The organism is Bacillus sp. z14 (2026) (assembly GCF_058313575.1).
The window spans coordinates 586,895-602,683 of the sequence record NZ_JBZFQK010000001.1; the positions used below are offsets into that span (position 1 = coordinate 586,895).

Consider the following 15,789-nt stretch of genomic DNA (forward strand, 5'->3'; position numbering starts at 1 on the left):
TACCAAATAAAAAATCCTTCTAATTACAGAAGGATGGATTGGCATAATAGCTTTTATCCCTCTGTCCCGGTCCTTTCTTGGATACAGGCAGAATTATAAATCTATTTAAAATGACTACTATACAAGGTGCAGGTCGTTTCCGCTCCCGCCCTTCTATGAATTATAACATTCAGTCATTTTTATATGCCATATATTAACTCATTTTCAATTAATTTCTTTTTTTAAAAACAACCGCTTAATATTGTCCATTATTGATGCACAGTTATATCTCCGGAATAAACCAAATGGCTTTTTTGCTCATCATCCATGATAATCAATACACCATCATCATTAATTCCGGTTGCCAAGCCAGTTAAAGATCCTCGCAGGCTTTGGACGGTGACCTTCTTCCCAATGGTAATGGTAAGCTTTTCCCAAAGCTGTTTTATTGGTTCAAAACCTTTTTCTAAATAAAGTAGATATATATCTTCAAAATTCTTAAAAAAGCTTTGTAAAAATTCAGATCGATCTACTCTTTGTTTCTTCTCGATTAAGACAGAAGTAGCGATCTCTTTTAACTCATCAGGAAACGATTCAAGGGGCTGGTTTATATTCATGCCAATGCCGATAATCACATGATGAATTTGATCGGACTCCGCATGAAGCTCTGTTAGTATTCCCGCAATCTTCCTTCCTTCTACCAACACATCATTTGGCCATTTGATTCCTGCATTCACACCAAATTTGTTTAGTGTCTGAACAACAGCTACAGCTGTTAACAACGTGAGCTGAGGGGCATGGTAGGGAGGAATATCAGGTCTCATAATCATACTTAACCAGATCCCTCCATTTGAAGGAGAATGCCACTTTCTTTTTAATCGCCCTGTACCTTCCGTTTGTTCATCACTAATCACAGCTGTACCATCTTTAGCTCCGCTTCCCGCAAGTTCTCTGGCAACAACTTGAGTGGATGAGACTGTATCATAAGAATATATAGATTGTCCTACAAATTCAGTCTGTAACCCCATTAGAATATCAGTGGCCCTTAGAGAATCTAATTTCATCAAGAGCCGATACCCCTTTTTCTTTACAGCCTCAATTTCGTAGCCTTCCTGACGCAGCTGGTCAATATGCTTCCATATCGCCACTCTTGAACAGCCAACTAAATCAGCTAATGCCTGTCCTGATATATAATCCTCTCCAGCTTTCGCAAATGCTTTGGCAATCTCATGCTTTAAAGTTTGTTCTCTTGAATGAGCCATTGTTTAATTAACTCCTTTTTATTCGGGACCTTATGATCCAGAATTCCGTTAATCACTTCATGCATAAGCTCCTTAATCCACGGTCCACCTGGTTTATCAGCCCATTTCATCAGGTCGTTTCCGGAAACCTCTATAACAGTTTCCTTATGAATTGGCATACGAGCATGCAGATCAGTGATTGCGTCGTAGTCTGGGTCCGCATGATGATATACTGACCAAACCCTTTCCACGCTCAGGGTGTTTTCAAGGCCAAGCTGATAAATGGTATAGGGAGTAAATGAGGAACTCTCTCTTTTCTTCGTTTCACGGATCAACAGACCTATTTTTTTCATTTGACTTGAAGAAAGCTTCCAGTGACTGTATAGGGATTGATCCTGACCATTAAAGAGGGCAATCAAAGCCATCCATTCTTCAAATGATTCACAACGGTTTAAGGGTAGTGCAAGAAACTGCTCTATATGAGCCGCAAATTGACCAAAACCCGGAAAATAGGCTAGCAAACCTTCGTCTGCAGCAATTTTTAACCCTTTTTCTGGATATTGCCCAAGAACCATTTTTTGAAACTCAGCTGTTTTCCGTTCCTGTGCTATATGTAAGAGTAAATCGGCATTTTTCCGTAATGCCGATCGTGTATTTTCATGCAATGTAAACCCTAGCTGGCTTACAAATCGAACAGCACGAAGAATCCTTAGCGCATCCTCACTAAATCGTTCATCCGCCGGACCAACCGTCTCGATTACCTTTGTATGTATAGCTTTTTCTCCATCAAATGGATCATACAATTTTCCATCCTGGTCCATGGCAATTGCATTCATCGTAAAATCTCTTCTCTTTAAATCCTCATGCAAAGAGGTTACAAAGATGACTGAATCTGGCCGTCGATAATCTTTATATGCAGATTCTGTTCTAAATGTCGTGATCTCAAACGAGTCTCCTTTATAAAGCACTAATACAGTTCCATGATCAATACCAACGTCTACTGTATGGGTGAAAATTTCCTTTACTTGCTCGGGAGTGGCGGAGGTAGCAATATCCACATCATCAATTTCCTTCCCCATTAAAGTATCCCTAACGGCTCCACCAACAAAATAGGCTTCATAGCCCTTCGCCGTTAACTGATCCAAAACAGGACGCGCTCTGATAAATTCCTGGTTCATTCATCCTTCTCCCCATTTTTCAATAATGAATAATACAAGTCCTCATATTGATTCACGATATGTTCGGTTTGAAAATGATCTTTAATTTTATGAATAGCGTTATTACCCATATTTATTCTCAGCGAATCATTTTCAAGCAATTCCAACAATCGCATAGAGGCATCTTCGATATCTCCTAGCTCGATGGTGTATCCGTTAATCCCATCTTCAATAACCTCAGGAATTCCCCCAATTTTGGTTCCAAGACATGGAACGCCATAGATCATCGCCTCAAGAAGTACTAACCCAAAACTTTCTTTTTCTGACATAAGGACACATACATCACTAATGGAATAGAGCTCCTGTAGATTTTCCTGTTTTCCTAACAGAATTATTTTCTCCTGTAAGCCCATTGCTTTAATTTTTTTACTTACAAAAGACATTTCCGGTCCGTCGCCTACCAATAAAAGTTTACTCGGTATTTTGTCTGCCACGGCTCCAAAAGTGTCAATGATATCAGGTACACGCTTCACCTTCCGAAAATTCGAGACGTGAATGACAATTTTTTCATCTTCTTTAATTCCGAGCTCTGCTTTTAAATTAGCCACATTACCAGCATCCGGTTCAGGCGCCGGATAATCGATAAAATTATAAATTGTTTGGATTTCTTGATCCGGTTGAATTAATTCATATGTCTCTTTAACAAGTTCATGAGACACGGCCGTAACCGCATCGGATTTTTCAATAGCGAACTTAATCATGTCCTGCAGAGAAGAATCATACCCTAGTATCGTAATATCCGTACCATGGAGAGTCGTTACTACCTTTAGGCCAGAGGAGGTCATTTGCTTGGCCAAAATTCCGCAAACGGCATGCGGCATCGCATAATGGGCATGAATGATATCAAGCTCTTCCATTTTGACCACCTCGGCTATCTTGCTGGCCAATGACAAGGTATATGGAGGATATTGAAAAACGGCATATTGATTAACTTCAACCTGGTGAAAATATATATTTGAGTATCGCTTTTTTAAGCGGAACGGTACACTGGATGTTATAAAATGAATCTCATGTCCCTTCTCCGCCAGCTTAATTCCTAATTCGGTCGCAACAATCCCTGATCCGCCGACAGTAGGATAACAAACAATTCCAATTTTTAACTTTTTCATTTCTTTCCACCTAACAAATCTTGATCAAGTAAAAGAGGTTTTTTCGTTCTAAATCCTTCTGCAAATAACACGCCTGCCTCTCTTCCATATGCCCGCTCTCTGCCTTCGATTGCTTCGAGATATCCTTCTGTAAGAGGGGTCACAACCCCATCATCCGTTTTAATAAATTGAGAGGAATAGCTTTTTAAACTGGATAATTTACAATGAAAATAGCTGCTGATATCCACACAAAAATCGGGCGGATGAAAGCTATTGATCATGTAATAAAAAACATGCTTCGGCTTATGGGCCTTCAGCTTACTTTCATCCTCATATTTCCTAATACCAGCTGAAAAGACAGCCTCTTCGACCAAAGCTGCACAATGTCCATGATCCGGATGACGGTCAGGAACAGCGGGTACAAAGATGATTTCAGGCTTGTATGTTCTTATAACAGAAACAATCTTTGAGATGTTTTCAGGTGTGGGATATAATTGCCGATCTCCGATATTTAAATTCAAGCGTTCCTTTACACCTAAGATAGCAGCTGCCTGTTTGGCTTCCTTCAATCTGTTTGTGGGAGTACCATTCGATGAAAGCTCCGCCTCGGTTAAGTCACAGATGACAACGGAATGGCCTAATTCTGTATATTTTGCTATTGTGCCCCCCATTCCGATTTCCACATCATCGGAATGGGCGCCAAAACATAGTATGTCTGTCTTCATTGTGGGCATATTACTCCTTTTCCCTAACAATATTTCTCCATTTAAGGTCTCCGCGTTCTAAACCATGTATTAACATTTCAGCCGTTCCCATATTAGTTGCCAATGGAATGGAATAAACATCCGCCAAACGCATTAAAGCGGACACATCCGGTTCATGCGGCTGCGCAGTCAATGGATCTCTGAAGAAAATAATAATATCAATATCATTTACTGCAACCATCGCCCCAATTTGTTGATCTCCCCCGAGTGGTCCGGACTGATAACGATGAACTGACAGGCCTGCTTCATCCTGTATTCGCTTTCCCGTTGTACCGGTAGCAAAAAGCTGATGCTCTTTTAGGATATGTTTATAAGCAAGCGTAAATCGAATCATGTCGTCTTTCTTTTTGTCATGTGCAATCAATGCGATTTTCATGGAACAGTGCTCCTTAATCAATAATATTTTCTAATCCATATACTAATTCTTCTATATTCATGACGGTTTCCACCGACAATTTAACTCCGCTCATAAAAGAGTTTCGATCATATGAATCATGTCTTAGAGTAAATGTCTGACCTTCTCCGCCGAACATGACCTGTTGATGCGCAACAAGGCCAGGTAAGCGTACACTATGTATTCTCATTCCTTCATAGTCTGCACCGCGTGCACCTTTTATTGTTTCTTTTTCATTTAAATGTCCCTGTTTTTTTATTTGTCTTTCTTCAGAAATTAATTGTGCTGTTTTTATAGCTGTTCCTGAAGGAGCATCAAGCTTTTGATCGTGATGCAATTCAATAATTTCGACATCCGGAAAATATTTAGCTGCCTGCTTGGCAAATTTCATCATTAACACAGCACCAACAGCAAAATTCGGTGCAATAATACACCCAATTCCGTTTTCTTTTGAAATTCTTTTGATTTCATTTAAATCTTCATCTGAAAAGCCGGTCGTTCCAACAACCGGACGGATATGGTGTGATAATGCTGACAATGTATGGATTCTTCCAGACTCCGGAGTGGTCAAATCAATCAGTACATCCGCTTTAACTTCTGAGAAACATTTTTCATGATCTGTATAAATTGGAACATCTATACCGGTAAATCCATCTATTTCACTTAATTTCAACCCATCATTCTTATGATCCAATACAGCTACTAAATGAAAATGTTCTGTATTCATCACTAAATTTACTGCTGCTTTCCCCATTTTACCTCGCGGCCCTGCAATTATGACATTAATCATCAATCATTCTTCCTTTCTTGTCCAGCGGTCTTTGTCCCTGGAATTGAATTTCTCCATCACCCTGTCATGTGCATCCTGTAAATCAATATTCAGCGAATTGGCCATGCAAATTAGCACAAATAAAACATCTCCCAATTCTTCTTCAATCTCTTTTTCTTTTTCAGATTCTTTTTTTGGTTTTTCACCATAATAATGGTTAATCTCTCTCGCCAATTCTCCAAGCTCTTCTGTAAGTCTCGCTGTCATGGCAAGCGGACTGAAGTATCCCTCTTTAAATTGCCCTATGTATTGATCTACTTCCTGCTGTAAGTCAGCGATTGTTTTCTTATGTTCCATACAGTTACACCCTTTTCTCTTAATGTTAGCGTATTTCTTAGTTTTCGAACAATAAATATGATAGAATGCAAAAGGATATCATTCATTATTTTTCCTCAATTGTACACTATAATAATAATTGAGTTAGCAAGGAAGGGGTTAGAATGTGTTTTTCAACTTAAAGCTTAAAAACGTCATACTGATATTATTAGGGGCTGCAATAATGTCTTTTGGCCTTGTTCATTTTAATATGCAAAACGCATTAGGTGAAGGGGGATTTACAGGGATTACCCTTTTAATTTATAACTTAACTGGTATTAGCCCTTCGATTACCAATATTTTATTAAATATACCTCTTTTCTTTGTAGGATATAAACTGTTGGGCAAAAAAACCTTTTTGTATACACTTATCGGTACCATCGCTGTATCTGTATTTATTGCGATTTTCGAAAAATATCAAATGCATATTCCTTTAAAGGATGACCTAATGCTCGCGGCTTTATTTGCAGGTGTGTGCATCGGTGTCGGTTTAGGAATTATTTTCCGTTACGGCGGAACGACTGGCGGAGTCGACATCATCGCACGGCTCATGTTCAAATATAAAGGCTGGAGCATGGGAAAAACCATGTTTATGTTTGACTTCTGCGTTATCGTTTTATCACTCGTAACGTATTTGGAATATAAACAAGCCATGTATACACTTGTCCTCGTTTATATTGGCAGCCGTGTAATTGACTTTATCCAAGAGGGTGCATATGCAGCCCGTGGTGTGATGATTATAAGCAACTCCAATTCCGTGATAGCTGAAAAGATTAATCAACAAATGGAACGCGGTGTTACATTACTCAAAGGGGTTGGCTCATATACCAAACAGGAGCGCGATGTGATTTATTGCGTTGTAGGCAGCAATGAAATTGTACGCCTTAAGAGCATTATTACATCCATTGATCCACATGCATTTGTTTCCGTATCTGTCGTACATGATGTACTTGGTGAAGGATTTACGTTGGATGAAAATAAAAATCCGCTTGAAAAATAAGCAATATAGGAAAACCCCCTTCATATACGAAGGGGGTTTCTCTTATTAATCTTCACCATTCATGCCGGTTAGCATAAATACAAATCGTAACAATTCAAGTACAGCAACTGCTGCAGCTGCAACATATGTTAAGGCTGCGGCATCTAAGACTTTTTTCGTTTCCTTTTCTTCATCAGCCCCGATTACACCTAAAGCAACAACCTGTTTCATAGCACGGTTAGAGGCATTGAATTCAACCGGCAGTGTAACGAATTGGAATAACACGGCTGCCCCCATAAACAATACTCCCAGCCATGCTAGATTTAAGCTGCCAAGCAACAGCCCAGCTAAAATTAAAATCCAGGAAAAGTTAGAACCGATATTAGCAACTGGTACTAGCTTATGACGGATTCTCATAAAGGAATAATCTTCTTTATCCTGAATGGCATGGCCAACCTCATGAGCTGCGACAGCGGTGCCGGCGAGTGAATGACCATGATAGTTACTTGATGATAATCTTACCACTTTATTTGTAGGATCATAGTGGTCACTTAATACTCCATGTGTTTCTTCTACTCGTATATTGTACAAACCATTTTCGTCCAACAACTTACGGGCAACTTCCGCACCCGTGTAACCATTCGATGCAGGAACCTGTGAATATTTCTTGTAAGCCCTTTGAACTTTCATTTGTGCATAAATTGGGATAATTAAAAGCAGTATAAAATAAATTAAAAAGCTCATTTATATCCTCCATTTCATTTCTGTTATTTATAGTTGTGTTATGGTAATTGTAATAATGTCGTATTACATCTGTCAATGGATAGATATTATTCAAAATTTTATCAAAAATTCTGTTTTTTCTTTTTTGTATGAAGCTGATCATCTGAAGCTTTATACTTCCTCCATCCAACATAGGATAAGGTCATAATTATAATACTTCCTGTTGAAATGATTACCCACCAAAGGGATGGATCTGCATCATCTTTTTCTGCTTCCTCAAATATATCACGCAGCTGCTCCTCTAAGGAAATCATATCAGTTTGTGATTGATCAGAAAAGACTTGTGGACGATATTGATCAATGAATTGAATATGGGCATCCACTTGCTGAAAACGTTCAGGTGTAACATCTATTTTTAACGATGGATATATAATATTGTAAATCGTTAATAAATGATTTAACTTTTCCTGAAAAGCAATGGAATCCTGTTTCTGGATCGATACTTTTGTTTCCCCTGCAGCAGAGATCATGCTATCCTTTAAACTCGCCCATAATGGTGCGCCATCACTATGAACTGCATCAAGTACTAATCGGAATTTCGTTATTTCATTGATTACCTCATCATCTGTTTTTTCTTCATTTTTCACAGTTTGAATGGCTTCCTCATAGGCAATCGTTATAATATTAATTTCATCCATTGTATAGTTTGAGCTCTCAATTGCCTGATCATAAAATTTATCTGAAAATGCTTCCAATAAACGCTCTGCTTCATCACGTCTATCTACTTTTGCAAATTGAAGGGATTGATCAGCAAGGGTCTCTAACGAATTTTGTTTATCAGGTCCGTTAGCATAGGTCGTAATGAATCCTGATGATATTATAATGGCTATTGAGATAAATAAAGATTTAAACTTCATAAAAATATCCCTCCTCATACTACTTAATCGTATGTGTGAAGGGACAAGACTAGAACCATTTATTGCCTGAGATGAATGGAGTATATTTCCCGATTTTTACGAAGAGTAAACCAATACCCTACTCCAATCGAAAGTACACTCAGCCAAAAAGTGAAATAAGCAATTTGAGGGATATACTGATACAAAACACTATACGTCGGCATCATCCCATAAACATAATCAATGATTTCATTATGTAACACGACAATCCCAGCCACGGTTAAATGCCATGGTTTAACCCGATAAAATGGAGCATAAAGAATTCCTTCAATTGCCATTGCAGCATGCGATAGAATCAGCATGACAGCGATCAAAGATACATAACCCTCTACAGAGAAAGTTAATATATTCATGACAACTGCCCAAATACCATATTTAAAAAGAGAAACGATTGCTAAGGCTTCAAATAAACCAAAATTGCGCCCTAAAAGCCAGCCAATAACAGCAATACAAAAAAATAAACTGGCAGTTGGACTGTCTGGTACAAAAGCAAGAAAGGCTACTGGTGTTATTTCAAGCTGCCCTTTATACCAATAATATCCGTATATTGTTCCCAAAAGATTAACAGTGAATAAGATCCATAAAAATGTCTGATTTCTTAATACAGCATAAAGCCAGCTATTCATAATATCCTCCATCACAATCTGAATTATTCCAAATAAAGTTGCTCGATTACTTGATTTTCAGCCAAATCATCCCTACTCTAAATTTCTCTCTAAATATGAGCTTTTCAATTCAGGTGGAAGCTCACTGGCCGCCCCATATTATTAATAATACAAATAACTATACCTCATTTGTCAACATGATTACGACGACTATGGCGATCATCTTAGCAGACAAAAGGGGTACTCATCTGAGCACCCCTCAAAAAAACATTATTCCCCTTTTGAATCTCCGCCTGCATTTGCTCCCTTAATAAATTCTGCCAGAGTTTTTAATTCTTCATCAGAACCTTTAAAAACTGGTGGCATTTTTTTATTTTCGGTACCATTTACAGCGATATGACCGATTTCATCAACCTCTAATTTTGTACCAAGTAATTTAGGACCATTTCCACCCTGTAAGGAGTCCCCATGACAGCTTACACAGCCTTGTCCTTGATATAATTTATATCCCTCTGACTCTTTATCGATTGCTACATCCTCAACAATTTGTCCTTGCAGCTTTGCTGCTGCCCAGTCATGTTGAGAAACAGTTTCCCATGTTAGGTAAAATATAGCTGCAAATGCAAGCAACATAAAACCTACTGGGAAAATCCGTTTAGTTGGTTTGCGTTCCGGTCCGCGATCCAGAAACGGTGCAAGCATTAATGCACCAAAAGCTAGTCCCGGAATAACCAAAGCCCCGATTAAATTATATGGCCCGGAAGCATATGAATATTTAAGCAATTGATACAAAAACATAAAGTACCAGTCAGGTAAAGGCGCATATCCCGTATCTGTTGGGTCAGCAATCCTTTCGAGCGGTGATGGATGGGCAACTGTAAGACATAAAAAACCTACTAAAAATACAGCACCTACCATCCATTCTTTCAGCAAGAAATTGGGCCAAAAGGCTTCTGTTTTTCCTGGATACTCTGAATAATCTTTTGGAATATTCGGTTTTCTATCTGCGCTTATCCTTGAATCCCCTACAAATCTCATTCCTTTACCACGATGCATAAGGATATCCCCTCCTTCGTAACATTTCCATTTTCAACTAATATCTTATAGCGGTCCTGATATTCCCTGTTTGCGTATCATTAAGAAGTGAGCTGCAATTAGTCCAATAAGCGCCGCTGGAAGGAAGAATACATGAATCGCAAAGAAACGCGTTAAGGTTTGCGCCCCGACAATCGTAGGGTCACCAGCAAGCAACGTTTTTAAGTATGGCCCGATGAATGGCACCGAATCGATAATGGTCAACGTTACTTTTGTAGCGAATAACGCTTTCATATCCCAAGGAAGCAGATACCCTGTCAATCCTAGAGCTAGCATTATAAAGAAAATTAATACTCCAACAATCCAGTTTAGTTCACGTGGCTTTTTATAGGCACCCTGGAAGAACACACGAAGAGTATGTAAAAACATCATGACAATGACGACACTTGCTCCCCAGTGATGCATGCCCCGAACAATTTGACCAAAAGCAACTTCATTTTGTAAATAATAAACAGATTCCCATGCATTTTTAATATCCGGCACATAATACATGGTTAAAAACATTCCGGATAAAATTTGAATGACTACGATGAAAAACGTCAATCCCCCAAAACAATAAACAAATGCCGAAAAGTGATGGGCAGGGTTTACATGCTCAGGGACTTCATGATCAGCAATGTCGCGCCATAATGGCGTGATATCCAATCGCTCATCAATCCAATCGTACATTTTATTAAGCATTGATTATGCCTCCCTACACTTCGTTTTCTTTTGCATTGCCCAAGTATAATACTCCATCTTTTTCCTGCTTGTCGTAAACATCGAGCGGCCCGATTGGAGGTGTTTTCGGAATGTTTTTACCATTCTTTTCGTAACGCCCCCCGTGACATGGACAGTAAAATTCATTCTTATGATCTTCTGATCCTTCCCAGTTCACCGTACACCCCAAGTGTTTACATTCCGGAGAAAGGGCAACTATCTTGCCGTTCTCATCTTTGTAAACCCATGCTGTTCTTGTCTCTTCAGCTTCGTACCAACCATCTTTAACCTCAGTTTTATAATCGACACGAGTTGGTGTTTCAGTAATCTCAGATATTTTCATTCCAGTATTAATGAACTCCCCAGATGCATTCGCTTTCAAAGCTGGATCGACTGCAAAACGCAGCATAGGCATAAGTGTTGCCGCTCCCATGAACCCCCCAACGCCCATAAGCGTATAATTCAGAAATTGGCGTCTTGATACTTTTTGGCTGCTCATAAAATTTCTCCCCCCCTTATATCGAAAAAGTCATACAAAATAGAAAATTGCACAAACTCCATAAAACTAGGACATTACAATAATATCCTAATATTTTTAATAGGTCAATAAACTCCCAGTTAAGGAAATACATGTTTTATTTTTCCTGTTTTATACCAATATACTATTTACTTACAAAAACATCATTTATTCCAGGATTCTGTTAGTATATCAACAAGCTGTTTCATTTGATCACTTATAACTGTTTTAATCGCATCAAGAGGCATTTTTTCGATGGGGATTGCCGGTATCCATAAAACATGTCCGCTCTCATCTATACTTGTCCATTTACTGTCAGTAGTGAGAAATTGGATATATTTAAATCCCTGACCTCTATAATAATCTACCCAAACAGACAAGAGATTTAATTTCTCCTCTGTCTTACTATTTTTAATATATGGCAGAGGTAGGGCTAAAAATAGACGGCCCTTTAATTCTTTTTCGAGCTCATGCGTCAGCAATGTCATAAATTCATAGGATGATACCGTCTGGCTAAATGTATCATCAAAATCAACCGGATTTAACGGGATAACTATAGTATCAATATATTCTTTGGATTTACTAAATAATTCTGTATCAACTGACTGATATTTCATAATTTTCCCCCTCGACTTCTTTTTCCATTGTAAAACATAATAAGTAAAATATATACAAATAAGCTTACAATTCAGGGAGAAATCTTTGTTCCTCATCCTGCTGGGATAAGCAACTGCCAAATCAAGCGTGGAAGCATAAAAAAGACCACACATAATCTCTTTCTCTCAAAGAAATATGTGTGGCTGCTATTAGTTAAAAGATTCCTGAGATCGGATTCTTTTCAACTGACTGCTTAATTTATTAAATAATTCTATATCACGGTTATCAATTGCCTCATCAATCATCTGTGCTAACCGTTCCTCTTCGAATCTTGATAGACTGATTTTTAAAATATTTTCTGCAATATATTGATCCTGTTCATTACCGGGGAGGTTTTTTGGCTGATAAGGATTTTCCTCAAGTACGGCTGCATACTGATAGGATGAGTAGGCTGTCCTGAAATTCAATTGTATGTAGATATCCTCGTCCTTATTAAGCCGTATATCATGGAATGACTTCTCTGCGTCAGTTGTCATGATATTACTCTTATAGAATCTAAATGGCACATCTTCCACACAATGAGTGGACATGACCATTCCTTTTGGACAATACTTAGCTCCTTCCACGAAATGAACATTCATCATGAGCTGATCATGACTCATTAAGTAATTTAATATCCATACACATTCTCTGCGCTTTAATTGGTAATGGTTCAGAAACCAGCGTATAAATTCCTTCTTCTCATCGACAGAAACAGGGGTTTTCAAGGTGGAGCCCTCCTCTGTACAAATTAGTTAAATTCGTTCTAAAATATCAATATACTCATCATTGCTTGGGTCTTCGTGGAGTAATGTCTTAAATATCGACCTGGCCTCTTCAAATTTACTGTCTTCCAGCAAGAAATAACCGTATTCATGTAAAAAGTCTCTATTATCTCCAAAAAATTCATGTGCCTCTTTGTAACATGATAATGCTTCACTATACTCCTCAAGCTCTGAATATGCCGTTGCCAGGAGCCAATTAAATTGCGGGTCATCCTCCCCCATCGCTCTAACAGAGGATACCAAATCAATGACATGGTCAAACATTTCTTCGTGTAAATAAAGCTTGCCTAAAGTTAGAATTGCCTCGAGGTAACCCGGATCAATCGCAATAGCCTCCGATAGCCATTTAATAGCTTTCTCTGTATTTCCAAGCTTAGTTGCTAGCTCAGCACCATACAGGAATATTTCCTTATTGAAAGGATCTTCCTTAATCCCTTCTTCTGCAACATCCAGTGCTTTTTCCAAATCAAGGGACTCTTCATAGGCCATGGCTAAATACAAATAAAGTGAATGATAGGCAGGGTCTATTTCCTTAAGCTCTGTAAACTTAGCTATTGCCGTTGGAAATTCTCCTGCATGATACGCAGCAAATCCATATTCAAACAATAAATTTACGTCATCATCCTCCCTGCCAGCTTTCTTGAAATAAGGGAGCGACTCTTCAAATTCGCCCAATGATACAAGTGATAAGGCTAATCTCTTATAAATTGAAACGCCATTTATTACAGTCTCATTCTTTAAGATACTGCTATATAATTCTACAGCCGAACGGAAATGTCCTTGTTGATAATAAAGTTCTGCAAGAGCAAATTTTACAATAGGTTCATCCGGTAAAATTCGATTGGCCTCTTTCAGCTTTTGAACACTGACCTCCTCCATACCCATTCCCTGATATAAATCCCCTAATAATAGGAGTGCTCCTGGGTACATCGGATCTTCCTGATCAATTTTCTCTAAATACAACAATGCTTCCTCTTCCTGCCCCAATTCAGTTGATACTTCAGCCAATGAAAATAAAATCTCTCCTTCATCGGGATAACGCTTCAGCAATTCTTCAAAAAGCTCCTTTGCCTCTTCCATAAACCCAAGTGAAGCGATTTCTTCCGCCAAGGTATAAACATCGTCATCATTGTTGGATTGCTTAATCTGATTTATATGTTTTTTAGCTTCTTCAAATTCACCTTGCATCAGTTTTTTTATAATTGATTCAATTTTCATCATTGGTATTCCTTTCTGTTTCCCTAAATCTATAACAAATCTGCTGGTCATTCGGCAAAATAATGTTCGTCCAATCCGGAGCCTCTAAAATTTTGTTATTACCCCTATTATACTCACTTTTTTTAACCTGTATAAAGAGCTAATGGAAACTCCAGAAAAAAATATTTATCTGATAAGGAAATTAAATGATTTTTTTGTGGTATAGAGCTTGGAGTCTTAATTTTAAGGTTATATAAGTATACTTTATCATTTAACAAAAAGCGACCGAATCGTACTCTTCCATTTCATTCTATCTATCCATTTAATTGATTACATTTTCACCGCCCTATCAACCATTTTTACATGTGTAAAGGCAAGGGTTTCATTGACTTTCTTTTAGACATGCTATGAAACTATCAGAAATTTTAGTACCAAAAAAGAGAGGTTCCCCTCTCTTTTATTTCTGAATGGATACAAGCTTAATTAAATCATCAAAGAAACCTGGATAGGATACTGAAATGGCATCAGCATTGTTTAATACTACAGAGTCTTTGGAAAGCAGTGAAGCAATCGCCAATGTCATTCCGATACGGTGGTCCCCCAGGCTGTCCACCGTACCTCCATGCAAGGTTTGTTCTCCCTCAATGATTAAACCATCGTCTGTTGGAGTTATATCAACACCAAGCGCACCCAATTGAGTAGCGATGGCATCAATTCGATTTGTTTCTTTAACCTTTAACTCAGCAGCATCTTTAATGACGGTTTTTCCCTTAGCCTGTGAAGCTAACAGGGCAATAACAGGCAGCTCATCAATTAACCTTGGAATGATATCTCCGGCAATTGTTATCCCCTTTAAAGAGGAAGTTTTTACTGTAACCGTACCGGATTCTTCCGCAAGTTCTCCGAGTTTGTCTAACTGAATTTCAATATTTGCTCCCATTTCTTTCAAAACATCAATAATCCCCGTTCTTGTTTGATTCAGCCCAACGTTCTTTAATATAATCTCACTGTTTGGTACAATGGTACCGGCAACCATCCAAAACGCTGCAGAGGAGATATCTCCGGGAACATGAACATCCTTTCCGCTCAGCACCTGATTTCCTGTAACTCTGATCATATTGCCGTCGATATGGATGCTCCCCCCAAACGATTCAATCATCCGTTCAGTATGATCCCTCGTGGCTGCTTTTTCAATGACCGTTGTGGTTCCTTTCGCATGTAATCCAGCCAAAAGAATAGCTGATTTCACCTGGGCACTTGCTACCGGAAGCTCATATTCAATACCTGACAGCTCACCTTGGTTCATTTCAAGCGGTATAAAGTTACCATCCTCTTTTCCGGATATTCTTGCTCCCATTTTCCTCAGCGGATCTACCACTCTTCTCATTGGCCTTTTTGCAATGGATTCATCACCAGTGAAAGTGATAGAAAAGGGCTGGTTGGCGAGTAACCCCATAAGCAGTCGGATGGTTGTCCCTGAATTGCCGACATCAAGCAAGCCAATCGGCTCCTTTAAACCGCCATATCCATTACCCTGGATGGTGACCTTATCGCCTTCTCTTTGTATATCCACACCCATTTTTTGAAAACACTCAATAGTACTTAAGCAATCCTGACCCTCTAAGAAATGATATACCGTCGTTTTCCCTTCCGCTATTGCCCCAAACATGACCGCTCTGTGCGAAATAGATTTATCTCCCGGCACTTCAATCGTGCCTTTCAACTGGGGGTTTTTGAATAATAGGATTTTTCCCATGCCTTTCCTCCTTT

General features: G+C 38.6%; 18 protein-coding genes. 1 reads left to right on the forward strand and 17 read right to left on the reverse strand.

The features are described 5' to 3' along the window. Positions 1-248: 248 nt before the first annotated feature. From AC4G3O_RS02700 to AC4G3O_RS02730, 7 genes are read right to left on the reverse strand one after another with little or no spacing between them, the layout of a single operon-like run. Entirely contained in the window at positions 249-1,241 is a 993-nt protein-coding gene (locus AC4G3O_RS02700; RefSeq protein WP_491135777.1) for a biotin--[acetyl-CoA-carboxylase] ligase, read from the reverse strand. Beyond that, the gene (locus AC4G3O_RS02705; RefSeq protein ID WP_066107396.1) at positions 1,214-2,398 is read right to left on the reverse strand and encodes a CCA tRNA nucleotidyltransferase; all 1,185 of its coding nucleotides are present in this window, start codon (positions 2,396-2,398) and stop codon (positions 1,214-1,216) included. Before AC4G3O_RS02705 ends, AC4G3O_RS02700 begins: the two co-directional genes overlap by 28 nt. Further along, positions 2,395-3,546, reverse strand: coding sequence for an N-acetyl-alpha-D-glucosaminyl L-malate synthase BshA (gene bshA, locus AC4G3O_RS02710; RefSeq protein WP_066107399.1), 1,152 nt, complete (start codon positions 3,544-3,546; stop codon positions 2,395-2,397). The genes AC4G3O_RS02705 and bshA overlap by 4 nt, the downstream gene beginning before the upstream one ends. After that, positions 3,543-4,250, reverse strand: coding sequence for a bacillithiol biosynthesis deacetylase BshB1 (gene bshB1 / locus AC4G3O_RS02715; protein ID WP_491135778.1), 708 nt, complete (start codon positions 4,248-4,250; stop codon positions 3,543-3,545). The genes bshA and bshB1 overlap by 4 nt, the downstream gene beginning before the upstream one ends. Positions 4,251-4,260: 10 nt before the next feature. Then, positions 4,261-4,665 carry a methylglyoxal synthase gene (gene mgsA / locus AC4G3O_RS02720; protein WP_066107405.1) on the reverse strand — a complete coding sequence of 135 codons (405 nt, stop codon included), beginning with the start codon at positions 4,663-4,665 and terminating at the stop codon, positions 4,261-4,263. Between the two features lie 13 nt (positions 4,666-4,678). Beyond that, positions 4,679-5,473, reverse strand: a complete 795-nt coding sequence (gene dapB, locus AC4G3O_RS02725) for a 4-hydroxy-tetrahydrodipicolinate reductase (RefSeq protein WP_066107408.1) — start codon at positions 5,471-5,473, stop codon at positions 4,679-4,681. Between the two features lie 3 nt (positions 5,474-5,476). Next, positions 5,477-5,809 (reverse strand): nucleotide pyrophosphohydrolase, encoded by a 333-nt coding sequence (locus AC4G3O_RS02730; RefSeq protein WP_491135779.1) that lies wholly within the window; start codon positions 5,807-5,809, stop codon positions 5,477-5,479. Positions 5,810-5,954: 145 nt separating this feature from the next. On the opposite strand from AC4G3O_RS02730, the gene AC4G3O_RS02735 reads away from it, so the two are divergent. Then, complete coding sequence (locus AC4G3O_RS02735; RefSeq protein ID WP_491135780.1) at positions 5,955-6,827, forward strand: YitT family protein; 873 nt, start codon at positions 5,955-5,957, stop codon at positions 6,825-6,827. A gap of 45 nt (positions 6,828-6,872) precedes the next feature. Here the strand turns inward: AC4G3O_RS02735 and AC4G3O_RS02740 are convergent, their stop codons facing one another. The 10 genes from AC4G3O_RS02740 to aroA form a co-directional block, all read right to left on the reverse strand. Then, complete coding sequence (locus AC4G3O_RS02740) at positions 6,873-7,550, reverse strand: zinc metallopeptidase (protein ID WP_491135781.1); 678 nt, start codon at positions 7,548-7,550, stop codon at positions 6,873-6,875. A gap of 101 nt (positions 7,551-7,651) precedes the next feature. Beyond that, on the reverse strand, positions 7,652-8,446 hold the full coding sequence (locus AC4G3O_RS02745; RefSeq protein ID WP_491135782.1) for a sporulation protein YpjB: 795 nt from the start codon (positions 8,444-8,446) through the stop codon (positions 7,652-7,654). 59 nt (positions 8,447-8,505) lie between these two features. After that, on the reverse strand, positions 8,506-9,111 hold the full coding sequence (gene lhaT / locus AC4G3O_RS02750; RefSeq protein ID WP_491135783.1) for a lipoprotein heptaprenylglyceryl N-acetyltransferase LhaT: 606 nt from the start codon (positions 9,109-9,111) through the stop codon (positions 8,506-8,508). 249 nt (positions 9,112-9,360) lie between these two features. Further along, positions 9,361-10,146, reverse strand: coding sequence for a menaquinol-cytochrome c reductase cytochrome b/c subunit (locus tag AC4G3O_RS02755; RefSeq protein WP_066107424.1), 786 nt, complete (start codon positions 10,144-10,146; stop codon positions 9,361-9,363). 45 nt (positions 10,147-10,191) lie between these two features. Beyond that, entirely contained in the window at positions 10,192-10,866 is a 675-nt protein-coding gene (gene qcrB, locus AC4G3O_RS02760; protein WP_066107427.1) for a menaquinol-cytochrome c reductase cytochrome b subunit, read from the reverse strand. Between the two features lie 13 nt (positions 10,867-10,879). Next, on the reverse strand, positions 10,880-11,383 hold the full coding sequence (locus tag AC4G3O_RS02765) for a Rieske (2Fe-2S) protein (RefSeq protein WP_139891739.1): 504 nt from the start codon (positions 11,381-11,383) through the stop codon (positions 10,880-10,882). A 182-nt stretch (positions 11,384-11,565) separates the two neighbouring features. Beyond that, on the reverse strand, positions 11,566-12,018 hold the full coding sequence (locus AC4G3O_RS02770) for a DUF2487 family protein (protein ID WP_066107433.1): 453 nt from the start codon (positions 12,016-12,018) through the stop codon (positions 11,566-11,568). Between the two features lie 189 nt (positions 12,019-12,207). Beyond that, complete coding sequence (locus AC4G3O_RS02775; RefSeq protein WP_066107436.1) at positions 12,208-12,765, reverse strand: ReoY family proteolytic degradation factor; 558 nt, start codon at positions 12,763-12,765, stop codon at positions 12,208-12,210. Between the two features lie 27 nt (positions 12,766-12,792). Further along, positions 12,793-14,040 carry a tetratricopeptide repeat protein gene (locus AC4G3O_RS02780; RefSeq protein WP_254654729.1) on the reverse strand — a complete coding sequence of 416 codons (1,248 nt, stop codon included), beginning with the start codon at positions 14,038-14,040 and terminating at the stop codon, positions 12,793-12,795. A gap of 436 nt (positions 14,041-14,476) precedes the next feature. Then, entirely contained in the window at positions 14,477-15,775 is a 1,299-nt protein-coding gene (gene aroA, locus AC4G3O_RS02785; protein WP_066107439.1) for a 3-phosphoshikimate 1-carboxyvinyltransferase, read from the reverse strand. Positions 15,776-15,789: the final 14 nt, after the last annotated feature.

Excerpts from the sequence above, each read along its gene's own strand:
- AC4G3O_RS02770 (WP_066107433.1), bottom strand. The coding sequence starts at position 12,018 with ATGAAATATCAGTCAGTTGATACAGAATTATTTAGTAAATCCAAAGAA.
- AC4G3O_RS02705 (WP_066107396.1), bottom strand. The coding sequence starts at position 2,398 with ATGAACCAGGAATTTATCAGAGCGCGTCCTGTTTTGGATCAGTTAACG.
- dapB (WP_066107408.1), bottom strand. The coding sequence starts at position 5,473 with ATGATTAATGTCATAATTGCAGGGCCGCGAGGTAAAATGGGGAAAGCA.
- mgsA (WP_066107405.1), bottom strand. The coding sequence starts at position 4,665 with ATGAAAATCGCATTGATTGCACATGACAAAAAGAAAGACGACATGATT.
- AC4G3O_RS02780 (WP_254654729.1), bottom strand. The coding sequence starts at position 14,040 with ATGAAAATTGAATCAATTATAAAAAAACTGATGCAAGGTGAATTTGAA.
- bshA (WP_066107399.1), bottom strand. The coding sequence starts at position 3,546 with ATGAAAAAGTTAAAAATTGGAATTGTTTGTTATCCTACTGTCGGCGGA.
- AC4G3O_RS02755 (WP_066107424.1), bottom strand. The coding sequence starts at position 10,146 with ATGCATCGTGGTAAAGGAATGAGATTTGTAGGGGATTCAAGGATAAGC.
- bshB1 (WP_491135778.1), bottom strand. The coding sequence starts at position 4,250 with ATGAAGACAGACATACTATGTTTTGGCGCCCATTCCGATGATGTGGAA.
- AC4G3O_RS02765 (WP_139891739.1), bottom strand. The coding sequence starts at position 11,383 with ATGAGCAGCCAAAAAGTATCAAGACGCCAATTTCTGAATTATACGCTT.
- AC4G3O_RS02740 (WP_491135781.1), bottom strand. The coding sequence starts at position 7,550 with ATGAGCTTTTTAATTTATTTTATACTGCTTTTAATTATCCCAATTTAT.
- AC4G3O_RS02700 (WP_491135777.1), bottom strand. The coding sequence starts at position 1,241 with ATGGCTCATTCAAGAGAACAAACTTTAAAGCATGAGATTGCCAAAGCA.
- AC4G3O_RS02745 (WP_491135782.1), bottom strand. The coding sequence starts at position 8,446 with ATGAAGTTTAAATCTTTATTTATCTCAATAGCCATTATAATATCATCA.
- aroA (WP_066107439.1), bottom strand. The coding sequence starts at position 15,775 with ATGGGAAAAATCCTATTATTCAAAAACCCCCAGTTGAAAGGCACGATT.
- qcrB (WP_066107427.1), bottom strand. The coding sequence starts at position 10,866 with ATGCTTAATAAAATGTACGATTGGATTGATGAGCGATTGGATATCACG.
- AC4G3O_RS02730 (WP_491135779.1), bottom strand. The coding sequence starts at position 5,809 with ATGGAACATAAGAAAACAATCGCTGACTTACAGCAGGAAGTAGATCAA.
- lhaT (WP_491135783.1), bottom strand. The coding sequence starts at position 9,111 with ATGAATAGCTGGCTTTATGCTGTATTAAGAAATCAGACATTTTTATGG.